This is a genomic window from Mammaliicoccus sciuri, assembly GCF_002901825.1.
Classification (GTDB): domain Bacteria; phylum Bacillota; class Bacilli; order Staphylococcales; family Staphylococcaceae; genus Mammaliicoccus; species Mammaliicoccus sciuri.
The window spans coordinates 173,398-188,137 of record NZ_PPQD01000018.1 but is presented as its reverse complement, the minus strand read 5'-3'; the positions used below and the strand labels follow the sequence as shown (position 1 = coordinate 188,137).

The window sequence follows — 14,740 nt, the reverse complement described above, 5'->3', positions numbered from 1 at the left end:
AAAGAGAATACCAGTCCGATAAAAAAATTTATCGACCTGAAAACGGGATTACCAGTCCGATAAATGAAAAGCTGAGCCATCATTTGATGATGTGCTCAGCTTCCTTATTGATTATTTTGTTTTTACGGTGTGTATAAACTCATATAATCCGTTTAGTTGATCGAGCTGTTGATTACAATGTTCACTATCATGGCAAATGTAATTACCATTTTTAGTATATGTTCCATCACCTTTAGATTTCGTCGTAGATAGAAACATGGAAACATTGGATTCTTTCTTACATATACTACAGATTCCAGGCTTAATGGTTGGTGATAAATCGCCTGATACGCCTATCAATTTATCGTCTTCATAGAGCACGATAAATTTCTTTTGTTTACCAGAATCATTCCAACCTATATATGAAGACTCTTTTAAGTCTATGTTATCCCATTCTGGTTGTTTTAACTTTTTAGTCTTTTTAAAGATCTTTTCAAGTTGCTTACTTGAAGGCTGTTCAAATGGGACGACGTAGCTTTTAAGCCCAAATAATAATTTCTCAATTTGTGATCGAGAAATCTTTTTATTCATAATGATTTTTGTGAAATCTTCTATTTCAGAATGCTTTTCCTCAAAAAGCTGTGAAATATGGTCGTATGTTATAGCTTGAAACGTATCGATTGTTTTTATATCATTTACAGATTTATAAACGTTAAATAACTGTTCTGATTTTTCTTTAATACTAACGAATTGATATGGTTTAATGTAATTATTCATATTAAATCCCTTCTTTTAAATTATTTCATTTGATCGTTGGGTATGAATAATTGTAGAGAACATGACACATTTAGTAGCATCTTAAGATCCCTCCTTATCAGACACTAGTATAGCCCTTTAGTAATGTAATTTCAAATGTATATTATTATAAAAATTATTCGAAATAGTGTAAAATTAAATGACAGCCAAATATGGTTGGAATTTTTTATTATATGGAGGAATTAATTAATAATTGGGGACCACAATTAGTTTAATCACGTTTATTGTATTACTCGCTTTAACCGGATTCTTTGTTGCGACGGAGTTTGCGATTGTAAAGGTCAGGTCATCTAGAATTAACTATTTAGCAGAACAGAATTATAAGAACGCTCAACCAGCTAAAAAGGTAGTTGAACATCTTGATGAGTATTTAGCGGCATGTCAGTTAGGTATAACCATTACAGCACTCGGAATTGGTATGGTTGGAGAATCAACATTTGAGTTTATTTTGCATCCACTTTATAGTAGCTTTGGATTATCAGAATCGGTTATTCATATCTTAACTTTAGCAAGCGCATTTATTATTGCAACATATTTACACGTTGTAGTAGGAGAAATGGCGCCAAAGACTATCGCAATTCAAAAAGCTGAACAAGTTACATTGTTCTTTGCAAGACCGATTATACTGTTTTACAAATTATTATATCCTTTTATCTTTATTTTAAATGGGTCAGCAAGAATGATATTGAGCTTATTTGGTATGAAACCTGCGAAAGAATCTGAATTATATCACTCTGAAGAAGAATTGAAGATGTTGATTAAAGAAAGTCACCAAGGCGGAGAAATTTCATCAACAGAATTAGAACATATTAATAAAGTATTTATTTATGATGAACTTGTTGTCAAAGATTGTATGATTTCTAGAGACAATATGACAATGATCAATAGTAAATCTAGTCAACAAGAAGCCATTCAATTTGTGAAAAATGGTTATTATACAAGATATCCAGTGTATCAAGATGATAAAACGAATGTTATTGGATATATACATGCGAAAGATTTATTGAAAGACAACATACAAGATATAACTGAATTAATTCACGAAATCATATATGTCAAAGAGACAGACGCTATTCAAAACGTATTAGATAAAATGAAAAAACAACGTGCACATATCGCAATCGTTCATAATGAACAAGGTAAATTAGCAGGTATGATCACGATGGAAGACATACTTGAAAATATTGTCGGTAACATTGAAGATGAACACGATAAATAGACGTAAAAAGAACCTGAGCCAAAAAATGGCTCAGGTTCTTCTATTCTGACTGTTTCTTTTTTGGTGGCCATATGAAATACGAGATGGTGATGGCTAAATCAATAATGAGCACTATTGACCAAATGTGGATGACACCATCCATAGCTTCAGTCCTACTTTTGTCATGAATTAAGTAAATGATTAAATGTAGAATACCTGTCCCTATAATGTAAGAGAGTAAATGTTTGAACCAACTTTTCGCATACAGTTTCGCATACGCGAACCCACTAGGCTTCTCAGGTTTGCTACCTTCTTTCATGACATAATATCTGAAGCGGTCATCAGCCCATTGAATCATACTTTTACCAAAGACAATTGAAACGGATATATAAACAGCAGCAATAGCGTGAGGTGTTTCGGCAGTTGCGCCATTCATTAAATCAACAGCTGTTGTGATTAATAGAATCAAATCAATAACGGGTGTTAGTGCTAGAAAAATGAGCCCAAGCTTTTTCTGTCTGAATACATATCTTGTGACGAGTCCGAGTAGTATAACGACCCAGAATGCAACTTCACAAAAAATAATGAGCCATACAATAAAATTCATGACTTATCCTCCTTTATTTCGTAAGCTTTGAAATTTCTTCGAATACAATTGCTTCAATATCTTCATTTGAGGTCTGTTTTGAATTTAACAATTTATGAAGTGCTAATCCATCAATTAATGCGTGAAGTCTCATTGAATTAAGATGTATATTGCTGTTGTTTTTTAATAAGTTGTCGCGTTCTAAAATCGTTAATACCGTTGTACATAGTTCGTCTAATCCATCATCTAAAGTACTTTGTCCGTATTCATGGCTGTCATATCGAAAGGCCATCCATACTTCCATATCAGCTAATCTCTCTTCATCTAACGGCAAAACGGTGAGTAAACATGCTTTTACTTTATCAATTGTGTCTTGGTTATCAGACGTGAGTATTGCTTCGATTCTCCTTCTTACTTTTAGTTCTACTTCAGACATAACTGCACTGAGTAATTCTGAATGACTTGGAAAATAGTATCTAATTTGTCCAGGTGTCATTTGTGCGAGTTTAGCAATTTGTCTAACCGTAGATCCCTTTGCACCATTTTCAACAATTGACTGAAAAGCATATTGAATAATTTGTTCTTTTTTTTCTTTATGATTAATAATTTTTGGCATAGTAGAAGTCTAACATATTTTAATACACCTGTGTTAAATAAAAGTTTAAAAAATAAATTAAATTAATTAATAAAAATATAAAAATGCATTGACTTTAACGTTTGCAATACATATGATGAAATTATAAATTGAAATTTACAAAATCTTTACATTCTTTACAAATAATTAATATTAGGAGGTATGAGTATGGCGAATTTCTTGAAACCGGCTAAACATATAGATCCTCTGCCAAGTGAACAGGTAGATGATACATATAAGAAATTGAGACTTCAAGTCTTTATAGGTATATTTCTTGGTTATGCTGGTTACTATTTATTAAGGAAAAACTTTTCACTTGCGATGCCAGCATTAATTGATGAAGGCTTTAGTAAGACGGAATTAGGGTTTGCTTTATCAGCTATTTCAATTGCTTACGGTTTTAGTAAATTTATTATGGGTACAGTAAGTGACCGGAGTAACGCAAGAATATTTTTAACATTAGGTTTAGTATTAACGGCAATCGTTAATTTATTGATGGGTTTTATACCTGTCTTAACATCTAGTGTATTTATCATGTTTATTATGCTTTTCTTAAATGGTTGGTTCCAAGGTATGGGGTGGCCGCCATCTGGTAGAGTACTTGTACATTGGTATAGTGTTAGTGAACGTGGTGGTAAGACAGCAATTTGGAATGTCGCTCATAATGTTGGTGGTGGATTGATGGCACCAATAGCTTTATTAGGTATTTCGATTACAGGAACATTATCGTTTGGTTACTTAAAAGGCTTTGAAGGTGCTTTTATTTATCCAGCTATTATTGCATTAATTATTGCACTTGTTTCGTATATTCTAGTTAGGGACACACCTCAATCAATGGGATTACCACCAATTGAAGAATATCGAAATGATTATCCGAATAAAGAACAGAAATCTTTAGAAGTAGAGCTATCAACAAAAGATATTCTCTTTAAATATGTATTGAATAACAAATGGGTTTGGATGATTGCTATTGCAAATATCTTTGTTTATTTTGTTCGTTACGGTGTGCTAGACTGGGCACCTACGTATTTAAGTGAAGAAAAAGGTTTCGATTTAAATGCATCAGGTTGGGCATACTTCTTATATGAATGGGCAGGTATCCCAGGAACATTATTATGTGGTTATATTTCAGATAAAGTGTTCAAAGGTAGAAGGGGACCAGCAGGATTTATATTCATGTTAGGTGTGACAATCGCTGTCATTGTATATTGGTTAAATCCAGCAGGAAACCCATTAGTAGACAATATTGCATTAGTCGCGATAGGCTTCCTAATATACGGACCAGTTATGTTGATTGGCTTACAAGCATTAGATTATGTACCTAAAAAAGCAGCAGGTACTGCTGCGGGATTAACTGGATTGTTTGGTTATTTAGGTGGTGCTGTAATGGCTAATATCATTATGGGACTAACAGTGGATAAGTTCGGATGGGATTCAGGATTTTTATTATTGACAATCATTAGTGTCCTTGCAATGCTAAGTTTCATCTTAACTTGGAACAAACGTGGACAAGAAGTTGTAAAATCATAATATTATATGAACTGAGACTGGGGTAGTTGTACCTTAGTCTCTTTTTGTATTTAATGAAGTTGTATTAAGTCGAAATATCGAATGCTAAACGTTCGCGAAATTCGATGATACGATTCAATATATTCTCACTTAATAAATTGTATGATTCTTTCAAAATATTAAAACATTTACCTTAATCTGATTTTCTTCAATTTATATATTTACTGATTAAAGTTTTCGAATTATAATAACGTCATTATAATTCTATATTTTTACATAAGTAATTCGATGTTTACTTATGGGATTTGGATTAAATTTATTAAGATATCAAAGAATTAGGAGATTTGTTGTGAGAAATATATATGAAATCAAATACCTAAAATATTCTGCTACTAAATATCGCAATCATATAGGTATTTCATTTTTTGTAGTATTAAAGGGGCATGTTATGGTTACGATCAAAGAGAATAGTAACCAATATAAAGAAGGGGAAACGTTTGTTGTTAAACATAATGAGTGGTATAAACTCGATGTGCTAGAAGGGAATATTGTTGTACAAATTCATTTGTATGAGTCATTAATATCAACGATGATACCGGAGTTACTTTCATATCATCAGTATATACAAAACCAAACAGAATTAGTCACTTTAAGAGACCATTTAATATGCTTGTGTGATTTATATTTAATACAAGAGAACAACCGCAATTTAAAAATAATGAAGCAACTTATTACGATATTAGAATTTTATAGAGACCGTTTAACGGTTTATTCAAAAGAATGTCCAATTGTTAACCGACATATCAACCCGATAATTGATGAAATTAAAGATTATATATATGATCATTATAATGAACGTATAACCATCAATACATTTACCGATAAATATCATATTTCTGAATCGTATTTTTCGAAATTATTTAAAGAACAAATGGGTGTGAACTTTAAAGATTATTTAACGGACATCAGATTGTTAAATAGCACGTATGATTTAATTCATACACAAGAAAAAATAATCGACATATCTGAAAAACATGGATTTTATAATGTATCGTCTTATATTTATTCTTTTAAATTGTATTATGGTGTTACGCCAAAAAAGTATCGTGATATGATACAACGTAAACACGCACAAATTGAACGACAAAGCTTTTTTAATGAAGTAGATCATGAGCGAGATTTATCAGATGAGGAAGTTAAATATTATTTAAAAAAGTTTCAAGAGGATTATTCAAGTATGATATGTACATAAAAATTTAGTATTTTTAACAAAATAAAACCTCCCAATCTCTTTTAAGGTTAAACAGATTGGAAGGTAAATAGTTCGTATTAAGATTGTGCAATATATTTTTTGATAACTTCTTTGTTTTTTTCTTTGAAGATATCATTGTGGCTCGATACGCGACCGCCTGCTTGTGCTTCAGGATCGATATAGCTTTTAGCTAAGTTTGCAGCATTTGCGGCATCATTGAAACAAGAAGCAATCAAATGAACTTTCGCATCATGTTTAATGATATCCCCAGCACCGAATATACCAGGTACTGAAGTTTGACTGTTTCCTAAACCTTCAATAAAGAAATCATTAACTAAATTGACTTTTGTTTGTGCATTATGAAGTAACTCTGATTCACGATCAAAACCATGACTAATGATGACTTCATCAACAGGTACGATTTCTTGTTCATTTGTATCAACATGTTCTAAAACAACCTCTGTGATAACTGGTTTATTAGGATCACTGTTAAGTTGTTTAATAACCATACTTGGTTTTTTAGAGATATCAAGTTTATCTAATAATTGTTTCATATGTTCATGCCCAGAAATTTCCTCTTTTCTGTAGCAAAGCGTAACACTTTTCGCATATTCTGATAAATCACAAGCCCAATCTAATGCAGAGTTACCTGCCCCCGAAATTAATATGTGCTTGTCTTTAAATTTCTGGATAGACTGCACAACATAATTTAAATTGGACAATTCAAAACGCTCAGCACCTTCAATATCTAAAGTTAAAGGCTTAATTATGCCACCACCAACAGCAATAATGACAGATTTTGAATGATACTCATGACCTTTTTCTGTATATATAATAAAATGTTGTTCTTCAACTTTTTTAATATCAATAACTTTTTCTTCTAAGCACACTTCTGGACCGAAATGTAAGCCTTGTTGCACTAAATCTTGAATAACTTCATAACAAGGTTTTGGCGCAAGTGCCCCTATATCCCAAATGACTTTTTCAGGGTAGACATGCATTTTACCGCCTAATTTATTTTGGAAATCTATTATTCTTACGCTCATTCCTCTCAACCCGGAATAAAAACTCGCAAATAATCCCGCTGGCCCCCCACCGATAATCGTAACGTCTGTAATATTCATCAGTCATGATTCCTCCTAATTATTTCAACTTACGGTTATTATCCTATATTTGCAAATGATAATCAATATCAATGAAGGAATTGTCATAATTTTTTAATAAAATATATATGTGAATTCTTTTAGATGAATAAAAATTAGGTGGGCATACTTGTATGGGCGGGATTGATAGATAGATGACTGTATGGTCGAAAAATGAGTAGGTGTTAGAGACAGAATTCTGAGAAATGTCCCTTAGTGACCGCCCTCTAATTACCAGAATTCATAAAAAATGAAAGTTAACACACTGTCACATAATGAAAGGCTGAGACAATTTTTCCTGTCTCAGCCTTCTTATCAAACTTATGCGATTGGGAAGAGTGATTCTATAAGTTGAATGTTCTCTTCTGTTAAGTTCACTTCTAATGTTTTTAAGTTGTCGATAACTTGTTCGCCTCGTTTAGCGCCTGGTATGATCACATCTAATGATGGTTTTGTTAAATAATATGCTAACACAATATGCGCTACGTCTACGCCATGCTCTTGAGCGATTTCTCTAAGTTTGTCTACTTTTTTTAGATTTTCTTTAAAAGCTTCACCTTGGAATTCTGGTTTTTCTGCTCTTAAATCATCGAATGTTGTATTCTCATCATATTTACCAGCTAATAATCCTGCAGCTAATGGGAAATATGGAATAAATGTAATATCATGTTCTGCGGTATATTCTAAGATGTGTTCATTCTCACGATTTAATAAATTATATTCATGTTGAATAACATCTACATTACCATTTTTATTGGCTTCTTTAAGTTGTTCTAAAGTGAAGTTAGAAACACCGATTGCTTTAATTTTTCCAGCATCTTTTAATTCTTGTAAAGCTGCAACTGCTTCGTCTTTAGGTGTTTCATCATCTGGGAAGTGAATATAGTATAAATCTATATAGTCAGTTTGTAATCTTTTAAGGCTGTTTTCAACTTGTTCTTTTAAAAATTCAGGGTCGTTAGATAATTTCGTATCATCACCGTCAAAGTAGTGAGCGCCTTTAGTAGCGATAACGACATCTTCGCGATTGTATTCTTTAACGACTTCTCCGACAAGTTCTTCTGATCTTCCAGGACCATAGATGAAAGCAGTATCTAATAAATTAACGCCATTGTCTAGGGCAGCTCTTACAACATTTTTACCTTGTTCTTCATCTAGGTTTGGATATAAATTATGACCGCCAACAGCATTAGTTCCTAAACCAATTGGGTTAACTTCAATATTTGATTTACCTAATTTTACGCGTTTTGCCATTTCAATCATCCTTTTCTCATTGTTTGTTTTAAATTTGAATAAGTTTGAATTAAAATTCTTCATAAGTTGCTGGATCTTGATCTTTAAGTCGTCCATCAGCTTTAGTTAATGCTTCGATTGCGTGTAAATCTTCTGATTCTAAATAGAAATCAAACACATCTAAATTTTGTAGTTGTCTTTCGTTAGATGTTGATTTTGGAATTGGGACAATACCATTTTGAACGTGCCATTTTAAAATGATTTGTGGAATTGTTTTATTATATTTTTCAGCGACTTTACCAATTTCTTTATCGTTTATAACTTCTGAAGCGCGACCTAGAGGACTCCAAGCTTCTATTATAATACCTTTTTCTTGATGATATTCGAGTACATCTTTTTGGTTGAAATAAGGATGTAATTCTATTTGGTTAACTGCAGGTAGTACACCAGTTTCTTTTTCTAATGTATCAATATGTTCTTCTAAGAAATTACATACACCAATAGATTTAATAAGGCCAAGTTTTTGTGCGTCTATGAGTGCTTTCCAAGCTTCTACATATTTGCCTTGTTTAGGGTTTGGCCAGTGAATTAAATATAAGTCAATATATTCTACACCTAATCGATAAATCGATTCTTGTATAGCAGTAATGGCTTGATCATAACTATGATAACGACCAGGTAGCTTTGATGTTACGATAATTTGATCGCGACTAACATGGCTTTCTTGTATCGCTTTTCCGACAGTACCTTCATTTTCGTAGTTATATGCAGTATCTAATATGCGATATCCATTGTTTAATGCGTTTACGATTGCATGCACACCAGATGATCCGTTCAATTTATACGTACCAAATCCTACTTGCGGTAACACTTGTCCATCATTTAAATGATAATTTTCCATGATAAAATGCCTCCTATATAAATATAATGACTGTACACTTGTAAACTATATCATAACTATTTTTGTTGATAGGAATAATCAGCTTATAAATATTTTGGAAAACGTATTGAATTCATATAGTGAATGTAGTAAGATGTATCTCATTGCGCAAGATAAGTAGCTAATAGCTAGAGTCATATTATTGAGAAAAGAAGGGTTAAAATGGAGCGTGTATGTGTCATATCATTAAGCATTATAGATGCAATCATGATACTCATGTTGGTACTGTTTAATACGGCAATTATTTCTAATATTTATGTATTAACAGTTTATGCTTTAATCATGGTACTGGTTTCTGGTTATATCGTATATTTAGCTATCAGTATGAAATGCGATCAATCTATTAATCAATTTGATCAATATTCTAAATAATTAAATTTAACGAGTAAAAATGTATATGATTGAAACTTCAACGAATAAGCCTTGATGGTTTATTCGTTTTTTTATTTATATAAAAATCGTAAATAGTATGTAAAAATGTAGTAACATACTTTTAAGTTGCATGTTATAATAATGATGCTTTTAATTAAACGAAAAGGGTGGACAATAAACAATGTTTTTAATCATCAACATAATTGGTTTGTTGGTATTCATTGGTGTCGCTTTTCTTTTTTCTAGAGACAAAAAGAATGTTGATTGGAAATCAGTCTTAATACTAATTGTCATTAACTTAGTATTAGCATGGTTCTTCACACAATTTTCTTTCGGAGCGAGATTCGTTAAAGGTGCGGCTGATGGCGTATCATGGCTTTTAGAATCTGCTTTTTCGGGAATTGGATTTGCATTTGGTAGCTTTACAGCACCAGGGCCAGGGAAAATGGATATGGCAGTTTCAGCGTTACTACCAATTTTACTAGTTGTACCAGTATTCGATATTTTAATGTATTTAGGTATTTTACCAAAATTTATTTCAATGTTAGGTTGGGTTATTTCAAAAATAACAAGACAACCTAAATTTGAGTCATTCTTCTCAATTGAAATGATGTTCTTAGGAAATACGGAAGCTTTAGCAGTTTCATCTAAACAATTAACATCTATGAATAAAGTCAGAGTACTTACGCTTGCAATGATGTCTATGAGTTCTGTATCAGGGGCAATTGTTGGTGCGTATGTCACGATGATACCAGGAGAATATGTATTAACGGCAATACCATTAAACATCATTAACGCGATTATTGTAACAACAATTTTAAATCCGTTTGATTTAGACCCAGAAGATGATGTTGTGGCTGAGATAGACGAAGGGGAAAAACAGCCATTCTTCTCATTTTTAGGTGATTCAGTCATCAATGCAGGTAAACTTGTATTAATCATTATCGCATTTGTTATCGCATTTGTTGCGATTGCGGACTTGATTAATAAATTACTAGGTATTATGGATCCAATTCCATATTTACCAAACATAAGATTAGAGTATATCCTCGGAATCTTTATGTTCCCATTCGCAATTTTACTTGGTATGCCAGTTGGGGAAGCATGGGTAGTTGCTCAACAAATGGCACTTAAGATAGTAACAAATGAGTTTGTTGTTATGAGCACGATTAGTAAAGAAATAAGTGAATATTCAACACATAGAGCAGCAGTAATTAGTACATTCTTAGTATCATTTGCTAATTTCTCTACTATTGGTATGATAATAGGTACTTTGAAAGGTATCGTTAAAGAAGATGTATCTAATTTCGTATCTAAATACGTACCAATGATGTTGTTATCAGGTATTTTAGTATCGCTGTTAACAGCAGCATTCGTTGGATTATTTGCTTGGTAAGTTCAATAAACACTTTTAAAGTTTAAACTTAAAAGCAACAAGCACATTTAATGTACTTGTTGCTTTTTTTATAAAGGGGGATATATCATGCTCAAAAAAGTATTAGATATATCGAGTATTGTTTTGTGGTTAATTTCTATTATATTAATTATGATTAACTTTGCCGATTTACCTGACAAAATACCGAGTCATTATAATTTTGCAGGAAATGCAGATGCATGGTCGACTAAGACTTTTATATTCTTTATGCCTGTATTAGGATTATTGATATGGCTTATACTTCATTATTTAGTCAGTAATCCAAATATAGATAAATACATACATGTTCCATCACTTTATGATCAACCAAATAAAGCCCAAATAGAAAATGCTAAATTATTAATTTACTTTATCAAATTCGAAATGATGGCATTATTTACATTTCTCGTCATTAAAGACTTATATACAGCGCTTGGTATGCCTTTTAAGTTGGGTGTATGGGAAACGATCATTATATTAAGTGTGATAGGCGTGACGATTATCATATTTATGGCTCGAAATTATATGTTAGATAAAAATGAAAATACGAAATGAGTGAAAATATATGTCAGAATGTACTTGGCCAAATAGTGATTTAATGAAAAAATATCACGAAAATGAATGGTGTAGAATTAATAAAAATGATGATTACATCTTTGAGATGCTATCATTAGAAGGTGCACAAGCTGGTCTTTCTTGGGAAACGGTCATTCAAAAGCGAGAAGCATATCAAGTAGCTTTTAAACAATTTAAAATTGATCAATGTGCAGTGTTAACAGATGAAGCATTAGAACACATTAAAATTGAATATAATGTTATTAAACATATAGGTAAGATAAAGTCCGTAAAAAGTAATGCATTATTAGTTCAAGAAATACAACAAACATATGGCAGTTTTGCAGATTTTCTTTGGTCATATGTAGATGGCGAGCCAATTATAAATGAATGGCATGACATGTCAGAAGTGCCGGCAGAAACAAATCTTTCTATTAAATTAAGCAAAGACTTAAAGAAATTAGGTTTTAAATTTGTTGGTCCTAAAATCATGTATTCTTTCTTACAAAGTATCGGTATAATAGATGACCATCTCATCACTTGTCCATATCATAGTTATAATAGAAATAAAAAGGGCTGAGACAATGTTTAAACCTTGTCCCAGCCTCTTTATGTTATTTCAAAATTATGCATCTTTGTCATTATTAAGATTTGTTTGAATAAATGTTTCAACTGAATCACGTAATTCGTTAAAATGATCAGTATCCATGTTTAAATCTTGGAATGTTTGATAGATATCTTCTAAGATTTGGCCTTGCGTTTCGATACCCAATTTAGTTAAAGAAACACGTAAATTTCTCTCATCATTAATCGCTCTTTCGCGATTAACGAACCCTTTTTCTTCAAGTTTCTTTAAAAGTGGTGTTAAAGTCCCAGAATCTAAGTATAGTCTGTCGCCTAAAGTTTTAATATTGATTACTTCGTTTTTATCTATAGCTACAAGAACGATATAACCTGTATAAGTTGGATTATATTTCTTCAATATTGGTGTATATTTTTTTATAAGCTCTTTTGACGCAACATATAACATGAATCCAAGTTGTTTGTTGATTGGTGGTATATCCATTTTATTATCCTCCTTACGTCAAAATTAAGCCTATTATGAAATGAAAACAAAGTCAAGTTATTTACGAAATGTTCATAAAATAGAAAAAATTATCGCACTCAATACAGTTTTATAAAATCTCAGTTTTCGCATTTATATAAAATTGAATTTTATAGAAATAAAAGTCCGATTGTAATGTTATTTTTGATACTCTATTATATATATAAAGATAAAGTGAGGTGTGTAGTATATGAATCAACAACGCTATCCTAAATCTATAGTTCAAGAAATTGTGATGAATGCTGGTTTAGTATTATTAGAAGCGGGTTCGGAGGCTTTTCGAGTTGAAGATACAATGTATAGAATGGCTAAACGATTAGGATATCCGAATAATCAATGTTATGTCAGTTCAACAATTATAAATTTCGCTTTAGATATAGACGACAACATTAGAGTATATAGAGTCAGTAAAAGAGATACGAATTTAGGTAATATTCATCGCGTGAATAATATTTCTAGAATGTTAGATAAAGGGCAAATATCAGCTGAAGAGGCATTGAAGCGTATTCGTACTATACATAAATCCCCATTACCATACTCGTTACCGTTTAAAATGATTGCTGCAGGTTTTATTTCAATTTTCTTCCTATATTTATTTAGTGGACATAAAGAAGATATCATCGCCACATTTATTGGAGGTGCAATAGGTTATTCTATAGTAGAAATTCTACATTCATGGACACGTGTTAAATTTATAGCAGAAATTATTGCCGCGAGTGTCATCGCATTAATCGCCATTTATAATCAAATGTTATTTGGAGGAGATGCGTTAAATATTGCGATTATATCTGCAGTTATGCCAATCGTTCCAGGTGTGCTCATAACAAATGCGATTCAAGATTTATTTTTAGGTCAATTATTAGTGGGTATATCTAAAGGATTAGAAGCAACCTTTACTTCTATTGCCATTGGTGTCGGTGTAGGTATCGTGTTGTTAATATTCTCATAAGAGGTGAATTATGATTATAACGATAATATTAAACATTGTATTTAGTTTTGGTACGGCTTTCTTATTTGCTTTATTATTTAATTCACCTAAATATTTATTAACCCCTGCTGGTATAGTTGGTGCCATCGGGTGGGTTGCTTTTCAAACGGGTATGATGGTTAATGGTTCTGACGTACAATCTTCATTTATAGGCGGTTTGTTTATAGGTGTGGCAGGGCATATGATGAGTAGAAAATTCTTCTCGCCAGTTATTCTCTTTATTATTCCTGGTATCATACCACTTGTACCAGGTGGCACAGCCTATGAAGCGATTAAAAATTTAGTATTAAATGATTATCATGAAGCATTAATTACGATGATAAAAGTTGCACTTATCTCAAGTTCAATAGCACTTGGGTTACTCATAGCAGATTTATTATCGAAAGTTTACTATAAATATAAGAAACATCGACAATTAAATAAAGTTAAATAAAAAGGTTATCACGCATGTATTTGTAAATAATAAGCGTCATAACCTTTTATTTTTATTCGTAAATATATTTAAGTACTTCTAATGCTTGATCCACTGTCTCAACAGTTACATTAGCTTTGTTAGATAACTCTTTAAGCGGGTGAATTAAGTCAGTTGGTCGTATAAGTATTAACGGCTTGTTTAAAGCAATCGCCGTTGAAGCATCCATTGCTGTATTCCATTGTTTATATTTTTCACCAAATAAAGCAATGACAACATCAGCTTTATTCATTAATACTTGCGTACGAAAATTATTAATATCAGAAGCGGCATTATCTTTATAATAATTATTAGGTTGTTCACCTAAAATAGATTCGCCAATATTATCAGAACGATCATGGTTGGTTTGTGGACCAACAAACGTTAGTGGTAAATTATGTTGTTCAGCTTTCTGAGTGATTTCTTCTCTCCAATTATTATGAATTTGTCCTGCTAAATAAATCGTTAAATTTGTCATACGAATATTCACTCCTTTTTTATTAGTTTAACATATTTAAAACAATCGTTTTCTTTGATATGATTAGAAAAATATTAATAAAATAGTA

The 14,740-nt window shown here is 31.7% G+C and carries 17 protein-coding genes; 9 read left to right on the top strand and 8 right to left on the bottom strand.

Translation table 11 applies throughout. The annotated features are described in order from the left end of the window. Positions 1-111: 111 nt before the first annotated feature. Positions 112-756 (bottom strand): FusB/FusC family EF-G-binding protein, encoded by a 645-nt coding sequence (locus CD035_RS05425; RefSeq protein ID WP_048541797.1) that lies wholly within the window; start codon positions 754-756, stop codon positions 112-114. Between the two features lie 232 nt (positions 757-988). On the opposite strand from CD035_RS05425, the gene CD035_RS05420 reads away from it, so the two are divergent. Next, positions 989-2,014, top strand: coding sequence for a hemolysin family protein (locus CD035_RS05420; protein ID WP_048541799.1), 1,026 nt, complete (start codon positions 989-991; stop codon positions 2,012-2,014). Between the two features lie 40 nt (positions 2,015-2,054). Here the strand turns inward: CD035_RS05420 and CD035_RS05415 are convergent, their stop codons facing one another. After that, positions 2,055-2,600, bottom strand: coding sequence for a hypothetical protein (locus CD035_RS05415; RefSeq protein WP_048541801.1), 546 nt, complete (start codon positions 2,598-2,600; stop codon positions 2,055-2,057). Between the two features lie 13 nt (positions 2,601-2,613). Next, positions 2,614-3,195: a TetR/AcrR family transcriptional regulator gene (locus tag CD035_RS05410; protein WP_048541803.1), complete on the bottom strand. Its 582-nt coding sequence runs from the start codon at positions 3,193-3,195 to the stop codon at positions 2,614-2,616. Positions 3,196-3,381: 186 nt separating this feature from the next. On the opposite strand from CD035_RS05410, the gene glpT reads away from it, so the two are divergent. Together glpT and CD035_RS05400 are read left to right on the top strand one after the other, a co-directional pair. Further along, on the top strand, positions 3,382-4,743 hold the full coding sequence (glpT, locus tag CD035_RS05405; protein ID WP_048541804.1) for a glycerol-3-phosphate transporter: 1,362 nt from the start codon (positions 3,382-3,384) through the stop codon (positions 4,741-4,743). Between the two features lie 328 nt (positions 4,744-5,071). Further along, positions 5,072-5,974, top strand: a complete 903-nt coding sequence (locus tag CD035_RS05400; protein ID WP_048541806.1) for a helix-turn-helix transcriptional regulator — start codon at positions 5,072-5,074, stop codon at positions 5,972-5,974. A gap of 77 nt (positions 5,975-6,051) precedes the next feature. Here CD035_RS05400 and CD035_RS05395 read toward each other — a convergent pair whose 3' ends face one another. From CD035_RS05395 to CD035_RS05385, 3 genes are all read right to left on the bottom strand, one after another. Then, positions 6,052-7,092, bottom strand: coding sequence for an NAD(P)/FAD-dependent oxidoreductase (locus CD035_RS05395; protein WP_048541908.1), 1,041 nt, complete (start codon positions 7,090-7,092; stop codon positions 6,052-6,054). 345 nt (positions 7,093-7,437) lie between these two features. Further along, the gene (locus CD035_RS05390) at positions 7,438-8,370 is read right to left on the bottom strand and encodes an aldo/keto reductase (RefSeq protein WP_048541910.1); all 933 of its coding nucleotides are present in this window, start codon (positions 8,368-8,370) and stop codon (positions 7,438-7,440) included. A gap of 49 nt (positions 8,371-8,419) precedes the next feature. Next, a complete protein-coding gene (locus tag CD035_RS05385; protein ID WP_048541808.1) occupies positions 8,420-9,250 on the bottom strand; it encodes an aldo/keto reductase in 831 nt (276 codons plus the stop codon). Between the two features lie 201 nt (positions 9,251-9,451). Between CD035_RS05385 and CD035_RS05380 the strand changes: the two genes are divergently transcribed. The 4 genes from CD035_RS05380 (at position 9,452) to CD035_RS05365 (ending at position 12,210) form a co-directional block, all read left to right on the top strand. Then, positions 9,452-9,661 carry a hypothetical protein gene (locus CD035_RS05380; RefSeq protein WP_048541810.1) on the top strand — a complete coding sequence of 70 codons (210 nt, stop codon included), beginning with the start codon at positions 9,452-9,454 and terminating at the stop codon, positions 9,659-9,661. Between the two features lie 181 nt (positions 9,662-9,842). Then, on the top strand, positions 9,843-11,057 hold the full coding sequence (locus CD035_RS05375) for a NupC/NupG family nucleoside CNT transporter (protein WP_048541811.1): 1,215 nt from the start codon (positions 9,843-9,845) through the stop codon (positions 11,055-11,057). 87 nt (positions 11,058-11,144) lie between these two features. Continuing rightward, on the top strand, positions 11,145-11,630 hold the full coding sequence (locus CD035_RS05370; RefSeq protein WP_048541813.1) for a DUF1648 domain-containing protein: 486 nt from the start codon (positions 11,145-11,147) through the stop codon (positions 11,628-11,630). A gap of 10 nt (positions 11,631-11,640) precedes the next feature. Further along, entirely contained in the window at positions 11,641-12,210 is a 570-nt protein-coding gene (locus CD035_RS05365; RefSeq protein ID WP_048541815.1) for a DNA-3-methyladenine glycosylase I, read from the top strand. 45 nt (positions 12,211-12,255) lie between these two features. Here the strand turns inward: CD035_RS05365 and CD035_RS05360 are convergent, their stop codons facing one another. Further along, positions 12,256-12,696, bottom strand: coding sequence for a MarR family winged helix-turn-helix transcriptional regulator (locus CD035_RS05360; RefSeq protein ID WP_048541817.1), 441 nt, complete (start codon positions 12,694-12,696; stop codon positions 12,256-12,258). 229 nt (positions 12,697-12,925) lie between these two features. On the opposite strand from CD035_RS05360, the gene CD035_RS05355 reads away from it, so the two are divergent. Together CD035_RS05355 and CD035_RS05350 are read left to right on the top strand one after the other, a co-directional pair. Beyond that, positions 12,926-13,684 (top strand): threonine/serine exporter family protein, encoded by a 759-nt coding sequence (locus CD035_RS05355; RefSeq protein WP_048541818.1) that lies wholly within the window; start codon positions 12,926-12,928, stop codon positions 13,682-13,684. Positions 13,685-13,694: 10 nt separating this feature from the next. After that, positions 13,695-14,156, top strand: coding sequence for a threonine/serine exporter family protein (locus CD035_RS05350; protein WP_078355474.1), 462 nt, complete (start codon positions 13,695-13,697; stop codon positions 14,154-14,156). 52 nt (positions 14,157-14,208) lie between these two features. On the opposite strand, the gene CD035_RS05345 is transcribed toward CD035_RS05350, so the two are convergent. Next, positions 14,209-14,652: a YtoQ family protein gene (locus CD035_RS05345; protein WP_048541820.1), complete on the bottom strand. Its 444-nt coding sequence runs from the start codon at positions 14,650-14,652 to the stop codon at positions 14,209-14,211. Positions 14,653-14,740 lie beyond the last annotated feature (88 nt).

Coding starts and splice junctions, on each gene's coding strand:
- CD035_RS05425 (WP_048541797.1), bottom strand. CDS start 756: ATGAATAATTACATTAAACCATATCAATTCGTTAGTATTAAAGAAAAA.
- CD035_RS05415 (WP_048541801.1), bottom strand. CDS start 2,600: ATGAATTTTATTGTATGGCTCATTATTTTTTGTGAAGTTGCATTCTGG.
- CD035_RS05410 (WP_048541803.1), bottom strand. CDS start 3,195: ATGCCAAAAATTATTAATCATAAAGAAAAAAAAGAACAAATTATTCAA.
- glpT (WP_048541804.1), top strand. CDS start 3,382: ATGGCGAATTTCTTGAAACCGGCTAAACATATAGATCCTCTGCCAAGT.
- CD035_RS05390 (WP_048541910.1), bottom strand. CDS start 8,370: ATGGCAAAACGCGTAAAATTAGGTAAATCAAATATTGAAGTTAACCCA.
- CD035_RS05385 (WP_048541808.1), bottom strand. CDS start 9,250: ATGGAAAATTATCATTTAAATGATGGACAAGTGTTACCGCAAGTAGGA.
- CD035_RS05380 (WP_048541810.1), top strand. CDS start 9,452: ATGGAGCGTGTATGTGTCATATCATTAAGCATTATAGATGCAATCATG.
- CD035_RS05375 (WP_048541811.1), top strand. CDS start 9,843: ATGTTTTTAATCATCAACATAATTGGTTTGTTGGTATTCATTGGTGTC.
- CD035_RS05370 (WP_048541813.1), top strand. CDS start 11,145: ATGCTCAAAAAAGTATTAGATATATCGAGTATTGTTTTGTGGTTAATT.
- CD035_RS05365 (WP_048541815.1), top strand. CDS start 11,641: ATGTCAGAATGTACTTGGCCAAATAGTGATTTAATGAAAAAATATCAC.
- CD035_RS05360 (WP_048541817.1), bottom strand. CDS start 12,696: ATGGATATACCACCAATCAACAAACAACTTGGATTCATGTTATATGTT.
- CD035_RS05355 (WP_048541818.1), top strand. CDS start 12,926: ATGAATCAACAACGCTATCCTAAATCTATAGTTCAAGAAATTGTGATG.
- CD035_RS05350 (WP_078355474.1), top strand. CDS start 13,695: ATGATTATAACGATAATATTAAACATTGTATTTAGTTTTGGTACGGCT.
- CD035_RS05345 (WP_048541820.1), bottom strand. CDS start 14,652: ATGACAAATTTAACGATTTATTTAGCAGGACAAATTCATAATAATTGG.